The organism is Streptomyces sp. NPDC001515 (assembly GCF_053597115.1).
The window spans coordinates 1-26,486 of record NZ_JBSFHN010000030.1 but is presented as its reverse complement, the minus strand read 5'-3'; the positions used below and the strand labels follow the sequence as shown (position 1 = coordinate 26,486).

The 26,486-nt window shown below is 72.0% G+C and carries 22 protein-coding genes; 9 read left to right on the top strand and 13 right to left on the bottom strand.

The features are described from left to right. Positions 1-13 precede the first annotated feature (13 nt). From pssA to ACWCXC_RS27640, 10 genes are all read right to left on the bottom strand, one after another. Positions 14-868 carry a CDP-diacylglycerol--serine O-phosphatidyltransferase gene (pssA, locus tag ACWCXC_RS27685; protein WP_450684359.1) on the bottom strand — a complete coding sequence of 285 codons (855 nt, stop codon included), beginning with the start codon at positions 866-868 and terminating at the stop codon, positions 14-16. Further along, positions 855-1,502, bottom strand: a complete 648-nt coding sequence (locus tag ACWCXC_RS27680; protein WP_383638913.1) for a phosphatidylserine decarboxylase — start codon at positions 1,500-1,502, stop codon at positions 855-857. The genes pssA and ACWCXC_RS27680 overlap by 14 nt, the downstream gene beginning before the upstream one ends. 181 nt (positions 1,503-1,683) lie before the next feature. Then, entirely contained in the window at positions 1,684-2,889 is a 1,206-nt protein-coding gene (locus ACWCXC_RS27675) for an acyl-CoA dehydrogenase family protein (RefSeq protein ID WP_450684360.1), read from the bottom strand. A gap of 2 nt (positions 2,890-2,891) precedes the next feature. Continuing rightward, positions 2,892-3,419 (bottom strand): MaoC family dehydratase, encoded by a 528-nt coding sequence (locus tag ACWCXC_RS27670; RefSeq protein WP_450684361.1) that lies wholly within the window; start codon positions 3,417-3,419, stop codon positions 2,892-2,894. Positions 3,420-3,421: 2 nt separating this feature from the next. Continuing rightward, positions 3,422-4,387 (bottom strand): HpcH/HpaI aldolase/citrate lyase family protein, encoded by a 966-nt coding sequence (locus tag ACWCXC_RS27665; protein WP_450684362.1) that lies wholly within the window; start codon positions 4,385-4,387, stop codon positions 3,422-3,424. Next, the gene (locus ACWCXC_RS27660; RefSeq protein ID WP_450890853.1) at positions 4,384-6,396 is read right to left on the bottom strand and encodes a protein meaA; all 2,013 of its coding nucleotides are present in this window, start codon (positions 6,394-6,396) and stop codon (positions 4,384-4,386) included. Before ACWCXC_RS27660 ends, ACWCXC_RS27665 begins: the two co-directional genes overlap by 4 nt. A 1-nt stretch (position 6,397) precedes the next feature. Further along, entirely contained in the window at positions 6,398-7,735 is a 1,338-nt protein-coding gene (gene ccrA, locus ACWCXC_RS27655) for a crotonyl-CoA carboxylase/reductase (protein WP_450684364.1), read from the bottom strand. A gap of 357 nt (positions 7,736-8,092) precedes the next feature. Continuing rightward, entirely contained in the window at positions 8,093-8,902 is an 810-nt protein-coding gene (locus ACWCXC_RS27650; protein ID WP_450890852.1) for a GNAT family N-acetyltransferase, read from the bottom strand. 51 nt (positions 8,903-8,953) lie between these two features. Then, a complete protein-coding gene (locus ACWCXC_RS27645) occupies positions 8,954-9,766 on the bottom strand; it encodes a TetR family transcriptional regulator (RefSeq protein WP_450685648.1) in 813 nt (270 codons plus the stop codon). Positions 9,767-9,857: 91 nt separating this feature from the next. Further along, positions 9,858-11,639 carry a 3-hydroxyacyl-CoA dehydrogenase family protein gene (locus tag ACWCXC_RS27640; protein ID WP_450890851.1) on the bottom strand — a complete coding sequence of 594 codons (1,782 nt, stop codon included), beginning with the start codon at positions 11,637-11,639 and terminating at the stop codon, positions 9,858-9,860. A gap of 354 nt (positions 11,640-11,993) precedes the next feature. Here ACWCXC_RS27640 and ACWCXC_RS27635 point away from each other — a divergent pair, with 354 nt between their 5' ends. Next, positions 11,994-12,566 carry an adenylosuccinate lyase gene (locus ACWCXC_RS27635; protein ID WP_450890850.1) on the top strand — a complete coding sequence of 191 codons (573 nt, stop codon included), beginning with the start codon at positions 11,994-11,996 and terminating at the stop codon, positions 12,564-12,566. Between the two features lie 44 nt (positions 12,567-12,610). On the opposite strand, the gene ACWCXC_RS27630 is transcribed toward ACWCXC_RS27635, so the two are convergent. Beyond that, on the bottom strand, positions 12,611-14,212 hold the full coding sequence (locus ACWCXC_RS27630) for an alpha/beta hydrolase (RefSeq protein ID WP_450890849.1): 1,602 nt from the start codon (positions 14,210-14,212) through the stop codon (positions 12,611-12,613). 150 nt (positions 14,213-14,362) lie between these two features. After that, on the bottom strand, positions 14,363-15,415 hold the full coding sequence (locus tag ACWCXC_RS27625) for an Rv2578c family radical SAM protein (protein WP_450890848.1): 1,053 nt from the start codon (positions 15,413-15,415) through the stop codon (positions 14,363-14,365). Positions 15,416-15,564: 149 nt separating this feature from the next. On the opposite strand from ACWCXC_RS27625, the gene ACWCXC_RS27620 reads away from it, so the two are divergent. Next, entirely contained in the window at positions 15,565-16,008 is a 444-nt protein-coding gene (locus tag ACWCXC_RS27620) for an SRPBCC family protein (RefSeq protein ID WP_450685653.1), read from the top strand. 184 nt (positions 16,009-16,192) lie between these two features. Beyond that, positions 16,193-18,640, top strand: coding sequence for an MFS transporter (locus ACWCXC_RS27615; protein WP_450890847.1), 2,448 nt, complete (start codon positions 16,193-16,195; stop codon positions 18,638-18,640). Positions 18,641-18,706: 66 nt separating this feature from the next. Here the strand turns inward: ACWCXC_RS27615 and ACWCXC_RS27610 are convergent, their stop codons facing one another. Continuing rightward, complete coding sequence (locus tag ACWCXC_RS27610) at positions 18,707-19,597, bottom strand: LysR family transcriptional regulator (protein WP_450685655.1); 891 nt, start codon at positions 19,595-19,597, stop codon at positions 18,707-18,709. Positions 19,598-19,744: 147 nt separating this feature from the next. Between ACWCXC_RS27610 and ACWCXC_RS27605 the strand changes: the two genes are divergently transcribed. From ACWCXC_RS27605 to ACWCXC_RS27580, 6 genes are all read left to right on the top strand, one after another. After that, positions 19,745-20,746 carry an aldo/keto reductase gene (locus ACWCXC_RS27605; protein ID WP_450890846.1) on the top strand — a complete coding sequence of 334 codons (1,002 nt, stop codon included), beginning with the start codon at positions 19,745-19,747 and terminating at the stop codon, positions 20,744-20,746. A gap of 115 nt (positions 20,747-20,861) precedes the next feature. After that, positions 20,862-21,695: a M55 family metallopeptidase gene (locus ACWCXC_RS27600; RefSeq protein WP_450685657.1), complete on the top strand. Its 834-nt coding sequence runs from the start codon at positions 20,862-20,864 to the stop codon at positions 21,693-21,695. Further along, positions 21,688-23,049, top strand: a complete 1,362-nt coding sequence (locus ACWCXC_RS27595) for a M20/M25/M40 family metallo-hydrolase (RefSeq protein WP_450685658.1) — start codon at positions 21,688-21,690, stop codon at positions 23,047-23,049. Before ACWCXC_RS27600 ends, ACWCXC_RS27595 begins: the two co-directional genes overlap by 8 nt. A gap of 20 nt (positions 23,050-23,069) precedes the next feature. Next, the gene (locus ACWCXC_RS27590) at positions 23,070-25,061 is read left to right on the top strand and encodes a prolyl oligopeptidase family serine peptidase (RefSeq protein ID WP_450890845.1); all 1,992 of its coding nucleotides are present in this window, start codon (positions 23,070-23,072) and stop codon (positions 25,059-25,061) included. Continuing rightward, positions 25,058-26,008: a S66 peptidase family protein gene (locus tag ACWCXC_RS27585; protein WP_450890844.1), complete on the top strand. Its 951-nt coding sequence runs from the start codon at positions 25,058-25,060 to the stop codon at positions 26,006-26,008. Before ACWCXC_RS27590 ends, ACWCXC_RS27585 begins: the two co-directional genes overlap by 4 nt. A 128-nt stretch (positions 26,009-26,136) precedes the next feature. Next, positions 26,137-26,376 carry a DUF1049 domain-containing protein gene (locus ACWCXC_RS27580; protein ID WP_450685661.1) on the top strand — a complete coding sequence of 80 codons (240 nt, stop codon included), beginning with the start codon at positions 26,137-26,139 and terminating at the stop codon, positions 26,374-26,376. Positions 26,377-26,486 lie beyond the last annotated feature (110 nt).

Here is a 26,486-nt window from a genome sequence, read left to right as displayed (position 1 = left end):
TGCGTACGGTCCGCTACGGCAGCTGCGCCGCGCGGGCCTCGCGACGGTTGTCGCGGAAGGTGTTCACCCGGCGGGCGGTCGCGAAGAGCGGGATGACCGCGCCGAGGACCACCTGGAGCGCACAGCCGGTCTGGAGCAGGAGCTGGCCGCCGGGGGCGTCGAACGCCCAGGCCGCCAGCAGCCCCATCGCGGCCACGATCCAGCCGAGCATCGCCACCGCGAGGACGCCCCGCGGCTTCGGGTACTCGACCCGGCTGACCATCAGCCACGCCACGCCGACGATCGCCAGCAGCGTCGGGACGAAGGGCAGCTCCAGGAGCACGATCGAGATGACCGTGAGCGCTCCGAAGGGGCTCGGCATGCCCTGGAACATGCCGTCCTTCATGGTCACGCAGGAGAACCGCGCCAGTCTGAGCACCACCGCCAGCAGCACCACGATCGCCGCGAGCGCCGAGACCCGCTGGTGTGCGTCGTCCGCGACCATGCCGTACACGAGGACGAAGTACGCCGGGGCGAGCCCGAAGCTGATCAGGTCCGAGAGGTTGTCCAGCTCGGCCCCCATCGGCGAGGACCGCAGCTTGCGCGCCACGAGCCCGTCGAAGAGGTCGAAGACCGCCGCCATGAGCATGAGGATCACGGCGGTGGCCGCGGAGTGCCGCGCCATCCCGCTCTCGTCGCTGCCCGTGAGGTGCGGGATGAGGATTCCGGTGGTGGTGAAGTACACCGCCATGAATCCGCACGTGGCGTTGCCGAGCGTGAGGGTGTCCGCTATCGACAGCCGCATCGAGAGCGGCATGTCCTCGGAGTCGTCCTCCGCCTCGGCCTCCGGGACCCAGCCGGTCTGTGTGTCCGGATCAATCACGGTCAATTCGAGTCACCCCCGCGGTGGTGGCCTGGCCGACCTCGACCGCGACATCGACACCTTCCGGAAGGTAGATGTCCACCCGGGAGCCGAAGCGGATCAGGCCGATGCGCTCGCCCTGCTCCACCTTGGTGCCCTGCGGGATGTACGGGACGATGCGACGGGCCACCGCGCCCGCGATCTGCACCATCTCGATGTCACCCAGCTCGGTGTCGAAGTGCCAGACAACGCGCTCGTTGTTCTCGCTCTCCTTGTTGAACGCCGGGACGAAGCCGCCGGGCACGTGCTCGACGGACGTCACGGTGCCGGCCAGGGGGGCCCGGTTCACATGGACGTTCAGCGGGCTCATGAAGATCGCGACGCGGGTGCGCCCGTCCTTCCACGGCATGATGCTCTGGACCACGCCGTCGGCCGGCGAGATGACGCGCCCCTGGGTGATCTCGCGCTCGGGGTCGCGGAAGAACCACAGCATGCCCGCCGCGAGCGCGGTGGTGGGCACGGCCACCGCCGCCCAGCGTCCGGACCTGCGGGCCCGGGACAGGCTGAGTGCGGCGGTGGCGACGGTCGGCAGGAGCCACGGCGAAGCTCCGCGTGCAAGGCGGACCCCGCCGCGGGGTGCGGAGGAATGGCTGTCGGGCATGGTTGACCTTCGTAGCGGATGAGGCCGCGTTGGCAATGGGGGACGGCGGCTTTTCCGGCGATGTTATCGGTTGCGGCCAGCAACTGGGCAAGCCAGCAGCCGAGTCGGACATGGGGAAGGCACCGGTTGAGGATGACAGGGTGTGATGTTCTTCGCGGTTAAATCACCCCAAAAGGGATAATCACCCCTGGAAACGGTACTCCTCAAGGAGTCGGCGCCCGATGATCATTTTCTGGATCTCGGCGGTACCTTCACCGATCAGCAGCATCGGCGCCTCCCGGTAGAGGCGCTCGATCTCGTACTCCTTGGAGAAGCCGTAGCCGCCGTGGATACGGAAGGCGTCCTCGACGACCTCCTTGCAGTATTCGGAGGCGAGGTACTTCGCCATCCCTGCCTCCAGGTCGTTTCGCTCCCCGGAGTCCTTTTTGCGTGCCGCGTTCACCATCATGGCATGGGCCGCTTCGACCTTGGTGGCCATTTCGGCCAGCTTGAACTGGATCGCCTGGTGCTGGGCGATCGGCTTTCCGAAGGTCTGCCGCTGCTGTGCGTAGGAAACGCCCAGTTCGAACGCACGCTGCGCGACACCGCAGCCACGGGCGGCGACATTCACCCGTCCAACCTCGACGCCGTCCATCATTTGGTAAAACCCTCGGCCGGTGACCCCGCCCAGCACACGATTGGCCGGAATGCGCAGTCCGTCCATCACCAGCTCGGTGGTGTCGACGCCCTTGTACCCCATCTTGTCGATCTTCCCGGGGATGGTGAGGCCGGGCCGGACCTCGCCGAACCCCGGCTCCTTCTCCACCAGGAAGGTCGTCATCGACTTGTGCGGGGCCGTCCCCTCGGGGTGGCCTTCGTCACTGCGGCACAGCACCGCCACGAGCGAGGAGGTGCCGCCGTTGGTCAGCCACATCTTCTGGCCGTTGAGAACGTACTCCTCGCCGTCCCTGACGCCCTTGGAGCTGATCGCCGACACGTCGGAGCCCAGCGCCGGCTCCGACATGGAGAAGGCCCCGCGCACCTCGCCCAGCGCCATCCGCGGCAGGAAGGTGTCCTTCTGCTCCTGCGTGCCGTGCTGCTTGAGCATGTACGCCACGATGAAGTGCGTGTTGATGATCCCGGAGACGCTCATCCAGCCGCGGGCGATCTCCTCCACGCAGAGCGCGTAGGTGAGGAGCGACTCGCCCAGGCCCCCGTACTCCTCGGGAATCATCAGGCCGAACAGGCCCAGCTCCTTGAGCCCCTCGACGATCTCCGTGGGGTACTCGTCGCGGTGCTCCAGCGCCGTCGCGACCGGAAGGATCTCCTTGTCGACGAAATCCCGGACCGTGGAGAGGATCTCCCGCTGGACCTCGGTGAGCCCGGCCGTCTGGGCGAGTCGCGTCATGGCTACTTCTCCACGTTCTTCTGCGAGGGCTGGTTCAGCTCCGGGCGGCCGGGCTGCTCGCCGCCCCGCTCCGTGATGTACGTCTCGGTGGGGACCATGACCTTGCGGCGGAACACGCAGACCAGCGTGCCGTCCTGCTTGTAGCCCTTGGTCTCCACGTACACGATGCCGCGGTCGTTCTTCGACCTCGACGGGGTCTTGTCGAGCACCGTCGTCTCGCCGTAGATCGTGTCGCCGTGGAAGGTCGGCGCCACGTGCTTCAGCGACTCGACCTCCAGATTGGCGATGGCCTTGCCGGAGACGTCCGGGACCGACATCCCGAGCAGCAGCGAGTAGATGTAGTTGCCGACGACGACGTTCTTCCCGAAGTCGGTCGTCCGCTCCGCGTAGTTGCTGTCCATGTGCAGCGGGTGATGGTTCATGGTCAGCAGACAGAAGAGGTGGTCGTCGTACTCGGTGACCGTCTTGCCGGGCCAGTGCTTGTAGACCGCGCCGACCTCGAACTCCTCGTAGGTGCGTCCGAACTGCATGCTCAGGCCTCCGGCGCTTCGAACTTCGTGGTGCGCCGCATCCCGGCCGCGCGTCCCTTGCCCGCCACCACCAGGGCCATCTTCCGGCTGGCCTCGTCGATCATCTCGTCGCCGAGCATCGCCGAGCCCTTCTTGCCGCCCTCCTCGGAGGTGCACCAGTCGTAGGCGTCGAGGATCATCTCGGCGTGGTCGTAGTCCTCCTGCGAGGGCGAGAAGACCTCGTTGGCCGCGTCGACCTGGCCGGGGTGGAGCACCCACTTGCCGTCGAAGCCGAGCGCCGCGGCACGGCCGGCCACCTCGCGGTAGGCGTCCACGTCGCGGATCTGGAGGAAGGGGCCGTCGATCGCCTGGAGGTCGTGGGCGCGGGCCGCCATCAGGATGCGCATGAGGATGTAGTGGTACGCGTCCGCCGGGTAGCCGGGCGGCTGCTGGCCGACGACCAGGGTCTTCATGTTGATCGACGCCATGAAGTCGGCCGGGCCGAAGATCAGCGTCTCCAGGCGCGGCGACGCGGCGGCGATGTCGTCGATGTTGACGAGGCCCTTGGCGTTCTCGATCTGCGCCTCGATGCCGATCCGCCCGACCTCGAAGCCCATCGTCTTCTCGATCTGGGTGAGCAGCAGGTCGAGCGCCACGACCTGCTGGGCGTCCTGGACCTTCGGCAGCATGATGCAGTCGAGGTTCGGGCCGGCGCCCTCGACGACCGTGATCACATCGCGGTACGTCCAGTGGGTCGTCCAGTCGTTGACCCGCACCACCCGGGTCTTGCCCGTCCAGTCGCCGTTGTTCAGCGCGTCCACGATGTGGTGGCGGGCGCTCTCCTTGACGAGCGGGGCGCAGGCGTCCTCCAGGTCCAGGAAGACCTGGTCGGCGGGGAGGCCCTGGGCCTTCTCCAGGAACCGCGGGTTCGAGCCGGGCACGGCCAGGCACGAGCGGCGCGGGCGCAGACGGTTGACGGCGGCAGTCATGCGGGGACCTCCAGAGGGTCGAGCTTGTTCGCTTTCCGGATCTCGTCGACGATACGGCCGATGATCTCCGTGATACCGAAGTCCTTCGGGGTGAACACGGCGGCGACACCGGCGCTGATCAGGGCCTCGGCGTCGGCGGGCGGAATGATCCCGCCGGCGATCACCGGGATGTCGCCCGCCCCGGTGCGGCGCAGCCGGGTCAGTACGTCGGGCACCAGCTCGGCGTGCGAACCCGACAGGATCGACAGACCGACGCAGTGCACGTCCTCGGCGACGGCGGCCGAGACGATCTGTTCGGGGGTGAGGCGGATGCCCTGGTAGACGACCTCGAAGCCGGCGTCGCGGGCGCGTACGGCGATCTGCTCGGCGCCGTTGGAGTGCCCGTCCAGGCCGGGCTTGCCCACCAGCAGCCGCAGCCGGCCGACGCCCAGGTCCTCGGCGGTCCGCGCGGTCCTTTCCCGTACGAGGGCGAGCGGCGAGCCCTCCTCGGCGGTCACCGCGACCGGCGCCGAGGAGACCCCGGTCGGCGCACGGAACTCGCCGAAGACGTCGCGCAGCGCCCAGGACCACTCACCGGTGGTGACGCCCGCGCGGGCGCACTCCAGGGTCGCCGCCATCAGGTTCCCGGTGCCCGCCGCGGCCTTCTTCAGCGCGGCCAGCGCCTCGGTGGCGCGGGGCTCGTCGCGGTTGTCGCGCCACTCGTGGAGCGCGGCGACGACCCGGGCCTCGTTCGCCGGGTCGACGGTCATGATCGCCGCGTCGAGGTCGGCGGTGAGCGGGCTGGGCTCGGTCGTCTCGTAGACGTTGACGCCGACGATCTTCTCGTCGCCCGCCTCGATCCGGGCCCGCCGCTCGGCGTGCGAGGAGACCAGCTCTGACTTGAGGTAGCCGGACTCGACGGCCGCCATCGCGCCGCCCATCCGCTCGATCCGGTCCATCTCGGCCAGCGCGTCGGTGACCAGCTCGTCGACCTTGGCCTCGACGACGTGGGAGCCGGCGAAGATGTCCTCGTACTCCAGCAGATCGCTCTCGTGGGCCAGCACCTGCTGGATGCGCAGCGACCACTGCTGGTCCCAGGGCCGGGGCAGGCCCAGCGCCTCGTTCCAGGCGGGCAGCTGCACGGCGCGGGCGCGGGCGTCCTTGGACAGGGTGACGGCCAGCATTTCCAGGACGATGCGCTGGACGTTGTTCTCCGGCTGGGCCTCGGTCAGCCCGAGCGAGTTGACCTGGACGCCGTAGCGGAACCGGCGCTGCTTGGCGTCGGTGATGCCGTAGCGCTCCCGGGTGATCCGGTCCCAGAGCCGGCCGAAGGCGCGCATCTTGCACATCTCCTCGATGAAGCGGACGCCCGCGTTCACGAAGAAGGAGATCCGGGCGACCACATCGCCGAACTTCTCCTGTGGCACCTGGCCGGAGTCGCGGACCGCGTCGAGCACGGCGATCGCCGTCGACAGGGCGTACGCGATCTCCTGGACCGGGGTCGCCCCCGCCTCCTGGAGGTGGTAGCTGCAGATGTTGATCGGGTTCCACTTGGGGATCCGGCCGACCGTGTACGTGATCATGTCGGTGGTCAGCCGGAGCGAGGGGCCCGGCGGGAAGACGTGCGTCCCGCGCGAGAGGTACTCCTTGACGATGTCGTTCTGGGTGGTGCCCTGGAGCTTCGCGGGGTCGGCGCCCTGCTCCTCGGCGACGACCTGGTAGAGCGCCAGCAGCCACATGGCGGTGGCGTTGATCGTCATCGAGGTGTTCATCTGCTCCAGGGGGATGTCCTGGAACAGCCGGCGCATGTCCCCGAGGTGCGAGACGGGCACGCCGACCCGGCCGACCTCGCCGCGGGCGAGCACGTGGTCGGGGTCGTAGCCGGTCTGGGTCGGCAGGTCGAAGGCGACCGACAGGCCCGTCTGGCCCTTGGCGAGGTTGCGCCGGTACAGCTCGTTGGACGCCTCGGCGGTGGAGTGGCCCGCGTACGTCCGCATCAGCCAGGGGCGGTCCTTCTGGCGGCCGGCCATGTCAGACGTTCCTGAAGCGGTTGATGGCGTCGAGGTGCTGGGCGCGCATCTCCTCGTCGCGCACGCCCAGGCCCTCGCGCGGGGCCAGCGCCAGGATGCCGACCTTGCCCTGGTGGAGGTTGCGGTGCACGTCGTACGCGGCCTGGCCGGTGTCCTCCAGGGAGTAGACCTTGGACAGCGTCGGATGGATCTTCCCCTTGGCGACCAGCCGGTTGGCCTCCCACGCCTCGCGGTAGTTGGCGAAGTGCGAGCCGATGATCCGCTTCAGCGACATCCACAGGTAGCGGTTGTCGTACTCGTGGTTGTAGCCGGAGGTGGAGGCGCAGGTGACGATCGTGCCGCCCTTGCGGGTCACGTAGACGCTGGCGCCGAAGGTCTCGCGGCCCGGGTGCTCGAAGACGATGTCCACGTCCTCGCCGCCGGTCAGTTCGCGGATGCGCTTGCCGAAGCGCTTCCACTCGCGCGGGTCCTGGTCGTGCTCGTCCTTCCAGAACCGGTAGCCCTCGGCGTTGCGGTCGATGATCGCCTCGGCGCCCATCGCCCGGCAGATGTCCGCCTTCTCCGGGCTGGAGACCACACAGATCGGGTTGGCGCCGCCGGCCAGCGCGAACTGCGTGGCGTAGGAGCCGAGTCCGCCGCTGGCGCCCCAGATGAGGACGTTGTCGCCCTGCTTCATCCCGGCGCCGTTGCGGGAGACGAGCTGGCGGTACGCGGTCGAGTTGACCAGGCCCGGTGCCGCCGCCTCCTCCCAGGAGAGGTGGCCGGGCTTCGGCATCAGCTGGTTGGACTTCACCAGGGCCAGCTCCGCCAGGCCGCCGAAGTTGGTCTCGAAGCCCCAGATGCGCTGCTCGGGGTCGAGCATCGTGTCGTTGTGGCCGTCGGAGGACTCCAGCTCGACGGAGAGGCAGTGCGCGACGACCTCGTCACCGGGCTTCCAGGCGTTGACGCCGGGGCCGGTGCGCAGGACGACGCCCGCGAGGTCGGAGCCGATGACGTGGTACGGCAGGTCGTGGCGCTTGGTCAGCTCGCTGAGCCGTCCGTAGCGCTCCAGGAAGCCGAAGGTGGAGACCGGCTCGAAGATCGAGGTCCAGACGGAGTTGTAGTTCACCGAACTGGCCATCACGGCGACCAGGGCCTCGCCGGGGCCGAGTTCGGGGACCGGCACCTCGTCGAGGTGGAGGGAGGTGCGGGGGTCCTTGTCGCGGGAGGCGAGGCCGGCGAACATCTCCGCCTCGTCCTTGTGCACGGTCACCGCGCGGTACGACTCGGGAACGGACAGGGCCGCGAAGTCTGCGGCGGTGCTGTCCTCGGACTGGATCGCGTCCAGGATTTCCTTCACGGTGTGCCTCCGGCGGTGCGGCGTTGAGGGAACGCTTGAGGGGCCTGCGGTGCAGGGGGAGCGGTGGAGCGTGGAGGTGTGCCGTCGGTTCGGCGGGTGGTGCTCGGCTGGGTCGCTCTGTGGAGCAGAAGGGTTCGCCTGTGACGCAGGCGTCCGGGCGCGCGGGCACCTGGCCCGCGGGGACAGCCGGCGTACGCGAGGTCTCGCTGCGCCGGCCGCCCGGACGTCTTCAACGTATGGCACTCCGTGACAGCTGACAAGGCACTGCGTGCCAGTAATTTCCCTCAATTGTCATTCGCCTGCCACGCATGAGCAACAGGGGGGCCGGTCTGATGCGATATGCCCCGTTACGGGTGGTCAGACGGAGGGGCGGTAGACGTACGGGGTCGTCGTGCCCAGGGCCGTGAAGCCGAGCCGCTGGAGGATCGGGCGGCTGTCCTCGGTGGCGTCGACCTGGAGGTACCGGAAGCCGCGCGAGGCGGCGATCCCCGCCCGGTGGGCGATCAGCGCCCGGTAGATGCCCCGCCCCCGCCACGCGGCGACCGTGCCGCCGCCCCACAGCCCGGCGAAGCCGGTGCCCGGGTACAGCTCCATCCGGGCCGAGGAGACCGGTTCCCCGTCCGCCAGGGCCACCACCGCCACGATGTGCTCCGGGTCCTCGCGGAGCCGGGCCACGAGCTGCCTGCGCAGCCGCTCGCCGTCGTCGCCGAAGGCCCGCTCGTGGACGCGCGCCATCAGTGCGGCGCCGGCCTCGTCGCGCACCGTGACCAGCCGGACCCCGTCGGGGAGGCGTACGTCCGTGGCCAGTTCCGCGACCGGCGCCACGAGCAGCGTCTCCGGCTCCTCCGGCACGAAACCGGCAGCCCGCAGCCGGTCCCCCAGATCGGCCGGCCGGTCGTGCGCGTAGAGCTTCCACTCGAAGGAGCCGTACCCGCGCTCCTCGCAGAGCGCGACCTGCGCGGCGATCGCCGCGTCGGCGCGGGCGCCGTCCAGGTCGGGCGCCGACCAGACGACCCCGTTCCAGTCGTCATCGGTGCCGACCTGGCGGACGACGTCGGCGGTGCGCTCCACGCGCACGCCGGGGCCGTCGGGGCGGGCGTGCTCACGCATCTCGCGGTCGAAGACGGCGAGGAGTTCGGCCGCGCGGGCGGCGGGGTGCGAGTCCATCCGGCCACCCCAGCACCGCGCGGCGGCCCCGGCAATCGGGTTTCGGCCCGCTCAGCGCTCCCCGAGGGCCTGCTGGATCGTGCGCATCACTTCGTCCAGCGGGGCGTCGGTCCGGGCCACGGCGACCAGGACCTCGCCCTCCGTGCTCACCGAGGCGGCCGGCTTGGCGGGTTCGGACGCGGCCTTCCGGCCGGCGCCGATCCCCGTGCCGAAGGTGTCCCGGACGATCGCGAAGGCCTGGTCGAGCTGGGCCTCCACATCGCCCCGGCCGTCGGCGCGCAGCCAGCGGCGCAGCACGTGGTTGTGCGCGGTGACCACGGCGGAGGCGGCGACCTCGGCCAGCAACGGGTCGTCGTTGCCGGCCTGGTGCTCGCGCTCGTCGAAATGGCCCAGCAGATAGCGGGTGAACAGCCGCTCGTAGCGGGCCACCGAGGCGATCTCGGCCTGGCGCAGGGTGGGCACCTCGCGGGTCAGCTTGTAGCGGGCCACGGAGACCGCCGGCTTCGCCGCGTACATCCGCATGACTTCCTTGATGCCCCGGCAGACCGTGTCGAGCGGATGCTCGTGCGCGGGGGCCGCGTTCAGGACGGCCTCGGCCCGGACGAGGGTGTCGTCGTGGTCAGGGAAGATCGCCTCTTCCTTGGAGCGGAAGTGGCGGAAGAAGGTCCGCCGGGCGACGCCCGCCGCGCCCGCGATCTCGTCGACGGTCGTCGCCTCGTACCCCTTCGTGGCGAAGAGCTCCATCGCCGCGGCGGCCAGTTCGCGGCGCATTTTGAGCCGCTGGGCGGCGGCGCGGGTGCCCGCGGAACTTTCCGGGACGTCGGGCGCGGCGGACACACGGGGGGACCTGGCGGGCTGGGACATGGTGTGAACGTACTGCATCGGTCCCGGGGAGCGCGCCTGCGGGGGCGGGCCGCCCGGGGGTCCGAGCAGCCCGCCCCAACCGGCCCCGGGGTCAGCGCCGGGCATATTCGCGGAAGCCGCGGCCCGTCTTGCGGCCGAGGCAGCCCGCGGCCACCAGATGCTCCAGGAGCGGGGCGGGCGCCAGGCCCGGATCGCGGAACTCGCTGTGCAGCACCTTCTCGATGGCCAGCGAGACGTCGAGCCCGACGACGTCCAGCAGTTCGAAGGGGCCCATCGGGTAGCCGCCGCCCAGCTTCATCGCGGCGTCGATGTCGTCGAGGGTGGCGTAGTGCTCCTCGACCATCTTGATGGCGTTGTTCAGGTACGGGAAGAGCAGCGCGTTCACGATGAACCCGGCCCGGTCCCCGCAGTCCACGGGGTGCTTGCGGACCTTGGCGCAGACCTCGCGGACCGTGGCGCGGACGTTGTCGGCGGTGAGTACCGTGCGGACGACCTCGACCAGCTTCATCGCCGGCGCGGGGTTGAAGAAGTGCATCCCGATGACGTCCTCGGGCCGTGTGGTGGCGCGGGCGATCGAGACGACGGGCAGCGAGGAGGTGGTGGTGGCGAGCACCGCGCCCGGCCGGCACACCTTGTCCAGCGTGGCGAAGAGCTGCCGCTTGACCGCCAGGTCCTCGGCGACCGCCTCCACGGCGAGGTCCACCTCGGCGAACGCGTCCAGCGAACCGGCCGGGACGATCCGGGCCAGCGTCTCGTCCCGCGCCTCGGCCGTCAGCCGGCCCTTGGCGACCGAACGCTCCAGGGACGTGGCGATCCGGGCCTTGGCGGTGTCCGCCTTCTCCCGGCCGCGCGCGGCCAGCACCACGTCGTACCCCGCCTTGGCGAAGACCTCCGCGATGCCCGAGGCCATCGTCCCGGACCCCGCGACACCCACCGAACGCACCGGGCGCCCGGCGTCCGCCGCGCGGTCCGGCGCCGGGGTGAGCGCGTCCGGCACCACGTCCGGGCTGCCCGGCTCCGCGTACGTGTAGAAGCCGCGGCCCGCCTTGCGGCCGGTCAGCCCGGCCTCGCTGAGCTGGCCGAGGATCGGGGCCGGGGCGTGCAGCCGGTCGTGCGAGGCGGAGTACATCGCCTCCAGCACCGTGCGCGCCGTGTCGATGCCGATCAGGTCCAGCAGGGCGAGCGGCCCCATCGGAAGACCGCAGCCGAGCCGCATCGCCGCGTCGATGTCCTCGCGGGAGGCGTAGTTCGCCTCGTACATGGCGGCGGCCTGGTTGAGATAGCCGAACAGCAGCCCGTCGGCGACGAAGCCCGGCCGGTCGCCGACCGCGACGGGCTCCTTGCCGAGCTGCCGGGCGAACGCCGTGACGGCCTCGACGGCCGGCGGCGCGGTCAGCACCGAGGAGACCACCTCGACCAGCTTCATCGCCGGGGCAGGGTTGAAGAAGTGCAGTCCGAGGACGCGCTCGGGGTGCCGGGACTCGGCCGCGAGCCGGGTCACGGACAGGGCGTTGGTGCCGGTGGCCAGGATCGTGGCCGGGGCGACGACCGCGTCCAGCTCCCGGAAGACCTGCTGCTTGAGTTCGTAGTTCTCCGGCACGACCTCGATCACCAGCTCCGCGTCCGCGGCGGCCTGGAGATCGGAGAAGGTGCGGAACCGGGCGAGGGCGTCGCGCCGCTCCTGCTCGGTGATCCGCTCGCGTCGCACGGCACGGGCGGTGGCGGCCTCCAGGGAGGCGACGGCCTGCCGGGCCGCCTCCTCGCTGACGTCGATACCGACGACCTCGTGGCCGGCGCAGGTCAGGACCTCGGCGATGCCGGTGCCCATGGTGCCGAGGCCGACGACGGCAATGGTGCTGAAGGGGGTGTCCATCACGGGACTCCAGGGATGAGTGACGACTGGGGGACGCGGGGCCGATGCGAGGGGCGAGGAGCCCGACCGGCGCGCGGGAAATACCTGTCGTAGTGCTCGGACCGGTGCGCGCGGAGCGCACACGGCCCACGAGGGGCGACGGACCCTGTCCCGGAGTCACGTCTGGCAGAACTGCCGAACCGACCGACACTCCGGAGGCTGCGTCACCAGGCCACCGGAGCAAGCGGGGAGTGTGTCCCGCTCACTTGAGATTAACCGACGGGTAATGAGCGCACCAGCCCCTCGCTTCTGTGGCCCCGCTCACAGCCGACGCCCCCATCGGCACGCTGTGTGCGCGGCGATACGCTGAGCGTCATGGATGAGGAGTTCCGCTCACTGGCGCACCGACTGGCGGACGAGGCGGGGGAGTCGGCGGAGTACCGCCGACTGCTGGCCACCGAGGACGACGAGGAGCTGGCCCGGGTCCTCGTCGAACGCGAACGGCCGCTCTGGGCCCGGGAGATCGCGGCGTTCCGGCTCGGCTGCGGCGGCGACCGGCGCGCCTTCGAGCCCCTGGTGCTGCTGCTCAACCACCGCGACCCGGAACGCTGCGTCGGCGCCGCCCACGCCCTGGCCCGCCTCGGCGACCCCCGCACCCCCCGCGCGGCCGCCGCGCTCGCCACCAACTCCCTGCGCACGGCCTACGCCCTGCACCCCGTCCGTCTGCTCACCGTGCTGCGCGCCCCGGAGTCCGCCCCCGCCCTGATGGCCACGCTCTCCCGGCTGCTGGGCCCCGACGAGCCCCACTGGCGGGTGGCCCTGGCCTGCGTGGAGGGGCTGGGGGCGCTGGGCGACGTCCGGGCCCGCCCGGTCCTGGAGGCGGCGCTGCCCCATCCGCGGCTGGGTGCCGCCGCCTCCGCCGCGCTCGGCAGGCTCCCGGCGCGGTGAAGGGGGCGGGTCACCCCGCCCTCTTCACCGCACGCCGTGCCGTCTCAGCGCCGGAAGCCGAGCAGTCCGTGCAGGATGCTCCCCCGGCCATTCTCCTCCGAACGGTACGCCGGCCGGGCCGACTTGGCGCTCGCGGGCTTCGGATCTGGCGTCTTCGCGCAGACCGCGTCGGCGTCGCCGCCCCGCCCCCGGGGCACCGTGCCCCCGGCCAGGTAGTCCGTCAGATAGCGGTCCAGGCAGTCGTTGCCGCTGAGCGTGATGCCGTGGTTGCCGCCGCCCCGCTCGACGACGAGGCTGGATCCCTTGAGCTTGCGGTGCAGGGTGACCCCGCCCGCGTACGGGGTGGCCGCGTCGTCCGTCGCCTGGAAGAGGAGGGCCGGGGGCAGCGACCGGTTGGAGACCCGGACCGGGTTGAGCGGCTCCACCGGCCAGTCGGCGCACGGCGCGTTGTACCAGGTGTTGCCCCAGGCCATGAAGGGCGCCTTGGCGTGGATCCGGGCGGTGTCGTTGCGCCACACGTTCCAGTCGCGCGGCCACTGGGCGTCACGGCACTGGACGGCCGTGTAGACCGCGTACCCGTTGTCGCCCCCGGCGTCGACCGCGCCGAACCGCTCGAACGCCTTGACCAGGGCCTTCTCGTCCTTGTCGTGCACATAGGAGGCGAACGCGGTGGCCAGCGTGGGCCAGTAGCCGTTGTAGTAGCCGCCCGGCAGGAAGGTGTCGTCCAGCTCGCCGGGGCCGACCGTGCCGCCCGCCGGACGCTTCGCGACGGCGTCCCGCATCCGGTACCAGGCCCGCTCGACCCCGGCCGGGTCCGTGCCGAGCCCGTAGGCGTCGTCGTGCTTCGCGACCCAGGCGGCGAACGCCTTGTGCCGGGCGTCGAACGCGTAGTCCTGGTCCAGGTTGTCGTCGTACCAGACGCCGTCCGGGTCCACGTTGGAGTCGAGGACGAGCCGCCGCACCCGCTCCGGGAAGAGCTTGGCGTAGACCGCGCCCAGATAGGTGCCGTAGGAGTAGCCGAAGTAGTTCAGCTGCCGCGCGCCGGTCGCGCGCCGGATCACGTCGAGGTCCTTGGCCGCGCTCACGGTGTCCATGAACGGGAGCAGGTCGGGGTACTTCGTCCCGCAGGCGGCGGCGAAGTCGCGGGCGCGGTCGCGGTTGACCCGCTCGTCCGTGAGCGACTGCGGCACCGGGTCGGGGCGGACCGGGTCGAAGTACTTCGGCACGCAGTCCAGCGCGGGCCGGCTCCGGCCGACACCGCGCGGGTCGAAGCCGATGACGTCGTACTGCGAGGCCACCGACTCCGGCAGCGCGGAGGCGACGAACGCCGCCATCGACCGGCCGCTGCCGCCGGGGCCGCCCGGATTGACCAGCAGCGGGCCCTGGAAGGTCTTCGCGGTGTGCGGCACCCGGGTCAGCGCGAGGGTGACCGTGCGGCCCGTGGGATCGTCGTGGTCGAGCGGGGAGCGCACCGTGGCGCACTGGAGCGTCGGGGCGGACGCGGTGGCGCAGTCGGTCCACGCGAGCGCGGCGGCGCGGGCGCCGGTGCCGGCGCTCGCCGTGGCCGGGGCCGCGGTCACCAGACCGGCGACCGTCGCCCCGACGGCGAGGAGCAGTCCTGGGCGGGTTCCTGAACGGTTCGTCATAAGGGCCTTCCGTGACGGGGAGCACGGCTGCGCGCGACGCAGCCCCGGCCGCATGCTCCCCGCATTCGGGGTCGGAAGGACCTGTTCCGGTGAGAGATGACCCGTTTGCCCGCGCACGCGCCGGAACGTGCGCCGGGAGGGCGGCTCGGGTCAGAGGAGCGTGAGCTGTGTCGGGCCCGGAGCGGCGGCCGGTCCGGCTTCCGGGGCCTCGCGCCGGGGGAGCGCCCGGGGGGTGCCCCGGTGCGAGGGGCCGATGCCGTACTCGGCGGCGAGTTCGTGGACGTGCCGGGTGATCCGGCGCTGGTACCAGGTGGGGGCGTACGCCCCGTCCGCGTACAGCCGCTCGTACCGTCCCACCAGCTCCGGGTGGTGCCGTCCCAGCCACTCCATGAACCACTCCCGCGCGCCCGGCCGCAGATGCAGGACGAGCGGGGTGACCGAGGTGGCCCCGGCGGCGGCGATCGCGCGGACGGTCTCGCGCAGCTGCTCCGGGCGGTCGCCGAGGAAGGGGATCACCGGCGCCATCAGCACCCCGCAGCCGATCCCGTGCTCGCCGAGCGTCCGGACGACGTCGAGGCGGCGCTCGGGGGCCGGGGTGCCGGGCTCCACCGTGCGCCACAGCTCCGGGTCGGTGAAGCCGACCGAGACCGAGACCCCGACCTCGGTGACCTCGGCGGCCTGCCGCAGCAGATCGAGGTCGCGCAGGATCAGCGTGCCCTTGGTGAGGATCGAGAAGGGGTTGGCGTGGTCGCGCAGGGTGGCCAGGATGCCGGGCATCAGCCGGTAGCGGCCCTCCGCGCGCTGGTAGCAGTCGACATTGGTGCCCATCGCGATGTGCGCCCCGTGCCAGCGCGGCGAGGCGATCTCGCGGCGGACCAGGGCTGGCGCGTTGACCTTGACGACGATCTGCGAGTCGAAGCCGAGCCCGGTGTCGAGGTCGAGATAGCTGTGGGTCTTGCGGGCGAAGCAGTAGACACAGGCGTGCGAGCAGCCCCGGTACGGGTTCACGGTCCACTCGAACGGCATCCGGGAGGCCCCGGGCACCCGGTTCACGATCGAACGGGCCCGGACCTCGTGGAAGGTGATGCCCCTGAACTCCGGGGTGTCGAAGGTCCTCGTGGTCACCGCGTCGGCGGCGAAGAGCGCACCCGCACCGGTCGCGGGCGCACCGGAGCTGTTCTCGGCCAGATGGTCCCAGCGCATGGACGCCTCCTCGGTAGCACTGCCCCGAGAATAGAACATGTGTTCCCTTGATCGTTTTCTCCCCTTCGTCCCGGACCGGATTTTGAGCCCGGCCGCCGAGGTGGTTGGCTCAGCGGGACCCCGAACAACCGAGTGCTGGAGGAGCAGGCATGGCGCAGGTCGAGGCCACGACGGAGCGGATCATCGCGGCGGACGCGGAGGCGGTGTTCGACGCGCTGGCCGACTACAAGGACGTGCGCGGCAAGGTGCTGCCCGGCCACTTCAGCGAGTACGAGGTGCGCGAGGGCGGCGACGGCGAGGGCACCCTGGTGCACTGGAAGCTCCAGGCCACCAGCAAGCGGGTGCGCGACTGCCTGCTGGAGGTCAGCGAGCCGACCGACGGGCAGCTCGTCGAGAAGGACCGCAACTCCTCGATGGTCACCACCTGGACCGTCACCCCGGCCGGCGAGGGCCGCGCCAAGGCCGTCGTCTCGACGGTCTGGAACGGCGCCGGCGGCATCGGCGGATTCTTCGAGAAGACCTTCGCCCCCAAGGGACTTGGGCGCATCTACGACGAACTCCTCGCCAACCTCGCCGCCGAGGTCGAGAAGTAGTCCCCGGGCCCGCTGTGCGGCCTCACCGGTTCGGGTGGTCTTTCCGGACCTCCGGTGGTGCGCCGTAGTGGCTCCGACCGGGGATTAAGCCCCGGAGTGCGCCGTCGGCGCCCCCTCGTCGCGTTTGCCCTCGCTTGTCAGTCAATGCGAGAAATGTGCGGCAGCGCGACGAGGGGAGCGGCACGTGGTGGGTGGCATCACTCTGGTGAAGGACGAGCCGGACGGGACGGACGGCACCGGAGGACCGCCCGGGGCGGCCGCCCCACCGCCCCCCGGCACGACCCCGGAACCGGCCGTACCGGCCGCGCCCGAGGGGGCGGTGACCGATCCCCGCCGGATCCGGCTCGTCTTCGTCGGGCTGATGCTCACACTCCTGCTCGCGGCGCTCGACCAGATGATCGTCGCGACCGCGCTCCCGAAGATCGTCGGCGAACTGCACGGCCTGGAGAAGATGTCCTGGGCGGTCACCGCCTACCTCCTCGCCTCGACCATCGGACTGCCGGTCTACGGCAAGCTCGGCGACCTCTTCGGGCGCAAGGGCGTCTTCCAGTTCGCGATCGTCACCTTCGTCATCGGCTCCGCGCTGGCCGGCTGGTCGCGCACCATGGACGAACTCATCGCCTTCCGCGCCCTCCAGGGCGTCGGCGGCGGCGGGCTGATGATCGGCGTGCAGGCGATCATCGCGGACGTCGTCCCGCCCCGCGAACGCGGCCGGTTCATGGGCCTGATCGGGGCCGCCTTCGGTCTCGCCTCCGTCGCGGGCCCGCTGCTCGGCGGCTTCTTCACCGACCACGCCTCCTGGCGCTGGTGCTTCTACATCAACGTACCGTTCGGGCTGGTCACCCTGGCCGTCATCACCCTCGTGCTGAAGCTGCCGAAACCGGCCGTCCGGCCCCGCCTGGACATCCTCGGCGCGATCCTGCTGGCCGCCGCCTCCACCTGTCTGGTGCTGCTGACCAGCTGGGGCGGCACCGAGTACGCCTGGGGGTCGGGCACCATCCTGGGCCTCGCCGCCGGAGCTGCCGGAACGACTCTGCTGTTCGTCGCCGTCGAGCACCGCGCCCCCGAACCCATCATCCCGCTCAGGCTGTTCCGCGACTCGATCTTCAACGTCACCGCTCTGGTCGGCGCGGTGGTCGGCGTCGCGCTGTTCGGCGCCGCCTCGTATCTGCCGACCTTCCTCCAGATGGTCGACGGCGCCACCGCCACCGAGTCCGGGCTGCTGATGCTCCCGATGATGGGCGGCATCGTCGGCGCCTCCGTCGTCTCCGGCCAGCTGATCTCCCGCACCGGGCGCTACCGGGTCTACCCGATCGCCGGCAGCGCGGTCTCCGCCGTCGGCATGTGGCTGCTCTCCCGGCTGGAGACGGACACCCCGCGCATCGAGTACAGCATCGCCCAGGCCGTCCTGGGCCTCGGCATCGGGCTGATCATGCCGGTCCTCGTCCTCGCCGTGCAGAACTCCGTACGCCCCGCCGACCTCGGCACCGCCACCAGCGCCAACAACTACTTCCGGCAGATCGGCGGCAGCGTCGGCGCCGCCGTGTTCGGCACGCTCTTCGCCGGCCGGCTGGCCGACGCGCTCGCCGTACGACTGCCCACCGGCAGCGATCTGCCCGACGCCGAATCGATCACGCCGCAACTGGTCCACGCGATGGACCCCGCGCTGCGCGACGCCTACATCCGGGCCTACGCCGACGCCATGCCCCGGATCTTCCTCTACCTCGTGCCGGTCCTCGTGCTCGGCCTGGTCCTCGCCTTCTTCCTCAAGGAGAAACCCCTGGTGTCCCACCACAGCCCCGAAACCGAAGCCGAGCCCGCGACGATCCCCTCCGCCCGCACGGACCCGGGCACCCCCGCCCCCGTCCACCCCGGCGGCGTCCCGGTCTGCGGAGCCGTCCAGCACCCCGACGGCACGAAGGTGCCCCGCGCCGCCCTCACCCTGATCGACGTCCAGGGCCGGCAGGTCGGCCGAGGCGCCAGCGGCGACGACGGGCGGTACGCGCTCAGCGCGCCCGGCGCCGGATCGTACGTCCTCATCGCCGCGGCCGGCGGCCACCAGCCGCAGGCCGTCAGCGTCACCGTCGGGGAACGCCCCGTCGACCTCGACGTGGTGCTCGGCGGCGCCGGCCGGCTCGCCGGGACCGTGCTGACGGCGGACGGCATCCCCGTGCGCGACGCCTCCGTCACCCTCACCGACGTCCGCGGCGAGGTCGTCGCCTCCACCCGCAGCGGGCGCGAGGGCGGCTATGTGATCGGCGAACTGGTCGCGGGGGAGTACACCCTCGCCGCCTCCGCGCCCGCCTTCCGGCCCGCCGCGCTGCCCGTCAGCGTCCAGGCGGCCAGGGAGACCCGGCAGGACATCGAACTCGCGGGCGGCGCCGTGCTGCGCGGCATCGTCCGGGCGACCGGCGGACGCCCCGTCGAGGACGCCCGGGTCACCCTCCTGGACGCCGCCGGCAACGTCGTCGACACCCAGACCACCGGAGCTGACGGGGCGTTCCGCTTCGTCGACCTGTCCACCGGCGAGTACACCGTGATCGCCGCCGGCTACCCGCCGGTGGCCACCGTCCTCCAGGTCGCGGGCGGCGGACGCACCGAACGCGATCTCCAACTCGGCCACGAGGACTGAGCCCCGTCCGGACCGGAGCCCCCACGGGCGGCTCCGGTCCGCGAGCGGCGCCCCGGCCCCCGCCGCTCAGCGGCCGGTGTCCTCCCGGACGAGCGCCATCAGCGCCCGCGCCCCCGGGCTCATCGCCTGCGCCTCCGGCAGCACCATCACGCTCTCGTACGACGGCCGGTCCGCGCCGTCCAGCGCGACCGCCGCCAGCCCACCGGCCTCGGGCTTGCGGGCGAAGTGGTGCGGCACGACCGCGATCCCGAGCCCCTCGCGCACCAGCTCCAGCAGACTGTGCACATCGCTGACCTCCAGCGCCACCGTGCGCCGCACCCCGGCGGCGGCGAAGGCGGCGTCGGCCGCGCGCCTCGGGCCGAAGTCCGGATGGAAGTCGATGAACGCCTCCTCCGGCAGCTCGCCCCACCCGGCCCGCTCCGCCGACGCCAGCCGGTGCCCCGGAGCGCAGAGCAGCACCAGCGGCTCGCGGGCGAGCGGCACCAGCTCGCCGCGCCACTCGCCCGGCGCGACCCCGGAGGCGAAGGCGATGTCCAGCCGCCCGCCCGCCACCCCCTCGACCAGATGCGTCGTGCCCTCCTGCCGGAGCCGGATCTCCATCTGCGGATGGGCCCGGTGGAACGCCGCGAGCAGCCGGGGCAGCCGCACCCCCGCCACGCACTGCTCCACGCCCACCGACAGCGTGCCGCGCAGCAGCCCCCGCACCGCGTCGACCGCGTCCCGGGCCGCCCGCGCGCCCGCCAGCGTGCGCTCCGCCTCCACCAGCAGGGCGCGCCCCGCCTCGGTCAGCCGCACCCGGCGCGTGGTCCGGCTGAACAGCGGGGTGCGCAGCTCGTGTTCGAGCGCCCGGACCGAGGCCGAGAGCCCTGACTGCGAGACGGCGACGCGCTCGGCGGCCCGGGTGAAATGCTGCTCGCGGGCGACCGCGACGAAATGCTCCAGCTGGCGCAACTCCATGATTGAGAAATATAGGCGCTGAATCCCAGCGGAATCTCCTGTTGGACCGCTGGATCGAAGTGCGCGAGCCTGGAGCCCGCACCCCGTCCGGGCCGGCTCCGCGACCCGCCCCGCGACCCCCGTACCCCCTTCGCTGTGGAGTCCCGCATGTACATCCCGTCCGCCGGCCGCTACCAGGACATGCCCTACCGGCGCACCGGACGCAGCGGCCTGAAGCTGCCCGCCCTCTCGCTCGGCCTCTGGCACAACTTCGGCGGCGACCGGACCCCGGAGTCCCAGGGCCGCATCCTGCGACGCGCGTTCGACCTCGGCATCACCCACTTCGACCTGGCGAACAACTACGGTCCGCCGCCCGGTTCCGCCGAGACCGCCATGGGCCGGGCGCTGGCCACGGACTTCGCCCGCCACAGGGACGAGATCGTCGTCTCCACCAAGGCCGGCTATCTGATGTGGGACGGCCCGTACGGGGAGTGGGGTTCGCGCAAGAACCTGCTCGCCTCGCTGGACCGGAGCCTGGAGCGGCTCGGCCTCGACTACGTCGACATCTTCTACTCGCACCGCCCCGACCCCGAGACCCCGCTCGAAGAGACCATGGGGGCCCTGGACACGGCGGTGCGCCAGGGCAAGGCCCTGTACGTCGGCATCTCCAACTACTCCGCCGAGCAGACCCGCGAGGCCGCCCGCATCCTCAAGGAGCTGGGCACCCCGCTCCTCATCCACCAGCCGCGCTACTCGATGCTGGACCGCTGGGTCGAGGACGGGCTGCTCACCGCCCTGGACGAGCTGGGTGTCGGCTCCATCGCCTACTCGCCGCTGGAGCAGGGCATCCTCTCCGACCGCTATCTGCGCGGCATCCCCGAGGGCTCCCGCGCCGCCGGCAGCAGCCCCTTCCTGTCGGCCGACGCGGTCACCCCCGACCTCGTGGACCGGCTCCGGGAACTGGACCGGCTGGCCGCCGCCCGGGGCCAGTCCCTCGCCCAGATGGCCCTCGCCTGGGTGCTGCGCGGCGGCCGGGTCACCTCCGCGGTCGTCGGGGCGAGCAGCGTGGCCCAGCTGGAGAACAGCGTCGAGGCCGTGCGCAACCTGGAGTTCGACGCCAAGGAGCTCACCGCGATCGACAAGCTCCTCAAGGGCGCCCGGCGCCGCTGAGGCGTACGCCGTCCCGGGGATGCGGCCTCGTCCGCATCCCCCGTCAGAGGCATGGACCTGTGGCGGGCTCACCACCCCTGGCCTGCGCGTTCGGCGGCGCGTACCGTGTGGCCGCATGAAGATCCTCGTCAGCGCCGACATGGAAGGCGCCACCGGCGTGACCTGGCCGGCCGATGTGCTGCCCGGCACCCCGCAGTGGGAGCGGTGCCGCTCCCTGTTCACCTCCGACGTCAACGCCGCCGCCCTCGGCTTCTTCGACGGGGGAGCGGACGAGGTGCTGATCAACGAGGCGCACTGGACCATGCGCAACCTGCTGCTGGAGCGGCTGGACGAGCGCGTCCAGATGCTCACCGGCAAGCACAAGTCGCTCAGCATGGTCGAGGGCATCCAGCACGGCGACGTGGACGCGGTCGCCTTCGTCGGCTACCACACGGGCGCCGGTACGGAGGGCGTCCTCGCGCACACCTACCTCGCCAACTCCATCACCGGGGTCTGGCTCAACGGCGTCCGGGCCAGCGAAGGGCTGCTCAACGCCCATGTGGCCGCCGAGTACGGCGTCCCCGTCGTCCTCGTCACCGGGGACGACCTCACCTGCGTGGACGCCGAGGGGTACGCCCCCGAGGCCCGCAAGGTCGCCGTCAAGGACTACGTGTCGCGCTACGCGGCGGTGTGCCGCACCCCGGCGCGCACCGCCGCCGACATCCGGGAGGCCGCCGCGCGGGCCGTGCCCCTGGCCGGGCGGTACACCCCGGTGGAGGGCGGTCCGTTCACCGTGGAGCTGGAGTTCGACGCCGAGCACCTGGCTGCCGCCGCGACCGTCGTCCCCGGCGTCGCCGTCGTCGGCGAGAGGCGTGTCTCCTACACCAGCGCCACGATGTACGAAGGAATCCGCACGTTCAAGGCGGTCACGACCCTCGTGTCGTCCGCCGTGGAGGAGCAGTATGGCTGAGGCGAGCATGCGGCACGACGGCGGCGGGGACGGCGTCGGCATCGACGCCACCGCGCTCGACGAGGTGGTGACGTTCACCTCCGAACTGATCCGCATCGACACGACCAACCGGGGCGGCGGCGACTGCCGCGAACGCCCGGCCGCGGAGTACGTCGCCGAGCGGCTGGCCGGCGCCGGGCTCGAACCGGCGATGCTGGAACGCACCCCCGGACGCACCAACGTCGTCGCCCGGATCCCCGGCACCGACCCCTCCGCCGACGCCCTGCTCGTCCACGGGCACCTGGACGTGGTGCCCGCCGAGGCCGCCGACTGGAGCGTCGACCCGTTCTCCGGCGAGGTACGCGACGGCGTCGTCTGGGGCCGGGGCGCCATCGACATGAAGAACATGGACGCGATGATCCTGTCCGTCGCCCGCTTCTGGGCCCGGTCCGGCATCCGCCCCCGGCGCGACATCGTGATCGCGTACACCGCCGACGAGGAGGCCAGCGCCGAGGACGGCTCCGAATTCCTCGCCGCGCGGCACGCCGCGCTCTTCGACGGCTGTACGGAGGGCATCAGCGAGTCCGGGGCGTTCACCTTCCACGCCGGACCCGGCATGCCGCTCTACCCCATCGCCGCGGGCGAACGCGGCACCGGATGGCTCAAGCTCACCGCCCACGGCAAGGCCGGGCACGGCTCCAAGGTCAACCACGCCAACGCCGTCAGCGCCCTGGCCGCCGCCGTCGCCCGGATCGGGGAGTACGACTGGCCGGTCCGCCTCACCCCGACGGTCCGCGCCGCCCTCACCGAGATCGCCGCCCTGCACGGCATCCACCCCGACCTCGACGCCCCCGGCTTCGACGTGGACGAACTCCTCGGCAAGCTCGGCCCGGCCGCCGCCCTGATCGCGCCGACCGTCCGCAACAGCTCCAACCCCACGATGCTGGAGGCCGGTTACAAGGTCAACGTGATCCCGGGGCACGCCACCGCGTACATCGACGGCCGGATGGTCCCCGGCGGCGAGGAGGAGTTCCACGCCACCCTCGACCGGCTCACCGGCCCCTCGGTCGACTGGGAGTTCCACCACCGCGAGGTGCCCCTCACGGCGCCCGTCGACTCGCCGACCTTCGCCAAGCTGCGGGCCGCCGTCGAACGCTTCGACCCGGACGGGCACACCGTGCCCTACTCCATGTCCGGCGGCACGGACGCCAAGCAGTTCTCCCGGCTCGGCATCACGGGCTACGGCTTCTCGCCGCTGAAGCTGCCCTACGGCTTCGACTACCAGGCCCTCTTCCACGGCGTCGACGAACGCGTCCCCGTGGACGCGCTGCACTTCGGCGTCCGGGTCCTGGACCACTATCTGCGCACCGCCTGAACCGCACGGGGGAATCGATCATGGCAACCACCGGGGCCCACGGAAGCTGGCCCTCACCCATCGACGCCGCGCTGGCCGCCTCCCACGACGGCCGCCCCGAATACCTCGGGGCGGTCGGCGAGGAACTGTGGTGGACCGAGCCGCGTCCCGCCGAGTCCGGGCGGCGCGCCCTGGTCCGCCGCCTGGCGGACGGCACCACCACGGAGCTGCCCGCCCCGTGGAACGCGCGCAGCCGCGTCATCGAGTACGGCGGACAGCCCTGGGCCGGGACCGAACGCGCCGAGGGCGGCCCGCTGATCGTCTTCGTCCACTTCGACGACCAGCGGCTCTACGCCTACGAACCCGACAGCGGGACCCCGCCCCGGCCGCTCACCCCCGTCTCCGCCACCGGCGGCGGACTGCGCTGGGCCGACCCCCGCCCGCGGCCGGAGCGCGGCGCGGCCGGGGAGATCTGGTGCGTCCTGGAGGAGTTCACCGGCGAGGGCCCCACCGAGCTGCGCCGGGTGATCGCCGCCGTGCCGCTCGACGGCTCGGCGGCCGACGACCGCACCGCCGTACGCGAACTCTCCGACGGAGCACACCGGTTCGTCACCGGGCCCGAGGTCTCGCCCGACGGGCGGCGCGCCGCCTGGATCGCCTGGGACCACCCCCGGATGCCGTGGGACGGCACCGAGGTGATCCTCGCCGACATCGGGGAGGACGGCACCTTCCATGACGCCCGTCCGCTCGTGGGCGGCCCGGAGGAGTCCGTTCCGCAGATCCGCTGGGACGGCGCCGGGCGCCTGCTGTTCGCGAGCGACCGCGACGGCTGGTGGAACCTGTACCGCCTCGACGCCGGGGGCGGGGGCGAGGCCGCCGGACTCTGCGCCCGCGAGGAGGAGTTCGCCGGCCCGCTCTGGAAGATCGGGCTCACCTGGTTCCAGCCGCTGGAGAACGGACTGATCGCCACCCTTCACGGCACGGGCTCCACCACGCTCGGCGTCCTCGACCCCGAGACCGGACGGCTCGCCGACATCGCCGGACCCTGGACCGCCTGGGCCGAGACCCTCGCCGTCCGGGGCAGCCGCGTGGTCGGCGTCGCCGCGAGCCCGCACCGCGCGTACGAGATCGTCGAACTCGACACCGCCACCGGGCACACCCGCGTCATCGGCGCCCCCCACCGGGACGCGGTCGACCCCGCGTACTACCCCCGGCCCGTCGTGCGGACCTTCACCGGCCCCGGCGGACGGGAGATCCACGCCCAGGTCTACGCACCGCACCACCCCGAATACACCGGCCCGGACGGCGAACTGCCGCCCTACGTCATCTGGGCGCACGGCGGACCCACCGGGCACGCCGCGCTCGTCCTCGACCTGGAGATCGCCTACTTCACCTCGCGCGGCATCGGCGTCGCCGAGGTCAACTACGGCGGCTCCACGGGCTACGGACGCGCCTACCGCAACCGGCTGCGCGAACAGTGGGGCGTCGTCGACGTGGAGGACTGCGCCGCCGTGGCGCGGGCGCTCGCCGACGAGGGCACCGCCGATCCGGCGCGGCTCGCCGTCCGGGGCGGCAGCGCGGGCGGCTGGACCACCGCCGCCTCGCTGACCGGCACCGACGTCTACGCCTGCGGCACGATCATCTACCCCATCCTCGACCTCACCGGCTGGGGCACCGACGAGACCCACGACTTCGAGTCCCAGTACCTGGAGTCGCTCGTCGGCCCGCTCGCCGAGGTCCCCGACCGCTACCGCGAGCGCTCCCCGATCACCCGCACCGACCGGCTCGCCACCCCCTTCCTGCTGCTCCAGGGGGAGGACGACCCCATCTGCCCGCCCGTCCAGTGCGAACGCTTCCTGGCGGCGGTCGAGGGGCGCGGCGTCCCGCACGCCTACCTCACCTACGCCGGCGAGGGGCACGGGTTCCGCCGCGCCGAGACCATGATCAGTGCCCTGGAGTCCGAACTCTCCCTGTACCTCCAGACGTTCGGGATCGACCGTGACGACGTACCGCGTCTGGAGCTGCGCACATGAACACCGGACTCGTCCCCCTGACCCGGCCGCCCCGGCTGCGGGCCGGGTCCCGGGTCGCCGTCGTCTCCCCGAGCGGCCCGGTCCCGGCGGACCGGCTGGAGCCGGGACTCGACCTCCTGCGCGGCTGGGGCCTGGACCCGGTCGTGATGCCGCATGTGCTCGACGTCCACCCGGAGCTGGACTACCTGGCGGGGGCGGACGCGGCGCGCGCCAAGGACCTCCAGGACGCCTGGTGCGATCCGTCGGTCGAGGCGGTGATCTGCGCGCGCGGCGGCTACGGGGCCCACCGCATGGTCGACCTGGTGGACTGGGCGGCGATGCGGGCCGCCGGGCCCAAAGTGTTCGTCGGCTACAGCGACATCACCGTCCTGCACGAGGCGTTCGCGCTGCGGACCGGACTCGCCACCCTGCATGGACCGATGGTGGGCACGGACACCTTCCTCAAGGACCCGGCGACCCAGGAGTCCCTGCGGACCACCCTGTTCGCGCCAGGATCGGCGCGCGTGCTGGGGCTCCCCGGCGCGCGGAGCCTGGTGCCGGGGCGGGCCCGGGGCATCACGTACGGCGGCTGTGTCAGCCTGCTGGCCGCCGATCTGGCCACCCCGCACGCCCGGACCTCGGCCCGGGGCGGACTGCTCCTCATCGAGGACACCCACGAGGACCCCTACAGCCTCGACCGGATCCTCACCCAGCTCCTGCGGGCCGGGGCGCTCGACGGGATCGCCGGGGTCGCCTGCGGATCGTGGGAGGGCTGCGGACCGTACGAGGCGGTGCGCGCGGTCCTCGTCGACCGGCTCGCTCCGCTGGGCGTCCCCGTCGTCGAGGAACTGGGCTTCGGGCACGGCCCCACGGGGCTCACCGTCCCGCTCGGGGTGCCCGCCGTCCTGGACGCCCCCGGGGACGGCACCCCGGCCACCCTCACCGTCGAGACCCCCGCGCCGAGCTGAGCGCCCCGGGGGCCGCTCCGCACCACCGTTCACCCGAACGGCGGTACAGAGCGGCCCGCCGGGGCGGCCGTGGAGCCATCCTGGTGCTCCGGGTGCAATGTGCCCCGGAGCAGGGAAGGGGCCGCTCCATGAGCCCGAAAGATGTGTCGAGCGGTGGCAAGGGCGGTTCGGGCGCGTTCACTCCGGCCCGCATCCTGGTCCTCGTCATCGCGGTCCTGTCGGTCGTGTTCATCGCCGAGAACACCAAGGACGTCGAGGTCCGTCTGATCATCCCGCTGGTGACCATGCCGCTGTACGTGTGGCTGATCGTGATGTTCGTCGCGGGCGCGGCCTGCGGTGCCTACTTCTTCCGCAGGCGGGCCCGGTAGGGCCGGGAGTGCCGTGCGGGTCACGGCCCGGCCGCCGGGCCGTGTCTACCTGCTGGCGACCGCGCTCGGCGGCAGTTCCTGGGAGCGGGCGGGCCAGCTCTGGTTCGATG

What these genes read in the sequence shown, in the direction of transcription:
- ACWCXC_RS27665 (WP_450684362.1), bottom strand. Translation starts at nt 4,387, where the DNA reads ATGACTGCCGCCGTCAACCGTCTGCGCCCGCGCCGCTCGTGCCTGGCC.
- ACWCXC_RS27595 (WP_450685658.1), top strand. Translation starts at nt 21,688, where the DNA reads ATGGCTGAGGCGAGCATGCGGCACGACGGCGGCGGGGACGGCGTCGGC.
- ACWCXC_RS27580 (WP_450685661.1), top strand. Translation starts at nt 26,137, where the DNA reads ATGAGCCCGAAAGATGTGTCGAGCGGTGGCAAGGGCGGTTCGGGCGCG.
- ACWCXC_RS27605 (WP_450890846.1), top strand. Translation starts at nt 19,745, where the DNA reads ATGTACATCCCGTCCGCCGGCCGCTACCAGGACATGCCCTACCGGCGC.
- ACWCXC_RS27680 (WP_383638913.1), bottom strand. Translation starts at nt 1,502, where the DNA reads ATGCCCGACAGCCATTCCTCCGCACCCCGCGGCGGGGTCCGCCTTGCA.
- ACWCXC_RS27590 (WP_450890845.1), top strand. Translation starts at nt 23,070, where the DNA reads ATGGCAACCACCGGGGCCCACGGAAGCTGGCCCTCACCCATCGACGCC.
- ACWCXC_RS27645 (WP_450685648.1), bottom strand. Translation starts at nt 9,766, where the DNA reads ATGTCCCAGCCCGCCAGGTCCCCCCGTGTGTCCGCCGCGCCCGACGTC.
- ACWCXC_RS27660 (WP_450890853.1), bottom strand. Translation starts at nt 6,396, where the DNA reads ATGGCCGGCCGCCAGAAGGACCGCCCCTGGCTGATGCGGACGTACGCG.
- ACWCXC_RS27675 (WP_450684360.1), bottom strand. Translation starts at nt 2,889, where the DNA reads ATGACGCGACTCGCCCAGACGGCCGGGCTCACCGAGGTCCAGCGGGAG.
- ACWCXC_RS27625 (WP_450890848.1), bottom strand. Translation starts at nt 15,415, where the DNA reads ATGCGCTGGGACCATCTGGCCGAGAACAGCTCCGGTGCGCCCGCGACC.
- ACWCXC_RS27635 (WP_450890850.1), top strand. Translation starts at nt 11,994, where the DNA reads ATGGATGAGGAGTTCCGCTCACTGGCGCACCGACTGGCGGACGAGGCG.
- ACWCXC_RS27620 (WP_450685653.1), top strand. Translation starts at nt 15,565, where the DNA reads ATGGCGCAGGTCGAGGCCACGACGGAGCGGATCATCGCGGCGGACGCG.
- ACWCXC_RS27600 (WP_450685657.1), top strand. Translation starts at nt 20,862, where the DNA reads ATGAAGATCCTCGTCAGCGCCGACATGGAAGGCGCCACCGGCGTGACC.
- ACWCXC_RS27640 (WP_450890851.1), bottom strand. Translation starts at nt 11,639, where the DNA reads ATGGACACCCCCTTCAGCACCATTGCCGTCGTCGGCCTCGGCACCATG.
- ACWCXC_RS27670 (WP_450684361.1), bottom strand. Translation starts at nt 3,419, where the DNA reads ATGCAGTTCGGACGCACCTACGAGGAGTTCGAGGTCGGCGCGGTCTAC.
- ACWCXC_RS27630 (WP_450890849.1), bottom strand. Translation starts at nt 14,212, where the DNA reads ATGACGAACCGTTCAGGAACCCGCCCAGGACTGCTCCTCGCCGTCGGG.
- ACWCXC_RS27585 (WP_450890844.1), top strand. Translation starts at nt 25,058, where the DNA reads ATGAACACCGGACTCGTCCCCCTGACCCGGCCGCCCCGGCTGCGGGCC.
- ACWCXC_RS27650 (WP_450890852.1), bottom strand. Translation starts at nt 8,902, where the DNA reads ATGGACTCGCACCCCGCCGCCCGCGCGGCCGAACTCCTCGCCGTCTTC.
- ACWCXC_RS27610 (WP_450685655.1), bottom strand. Translation starts at nt 19,597, where the DNA reads ATGGAGTTGCGCCAGCTGGAGCATTTCGTCGCGGTCGCCCGCGAGCAG.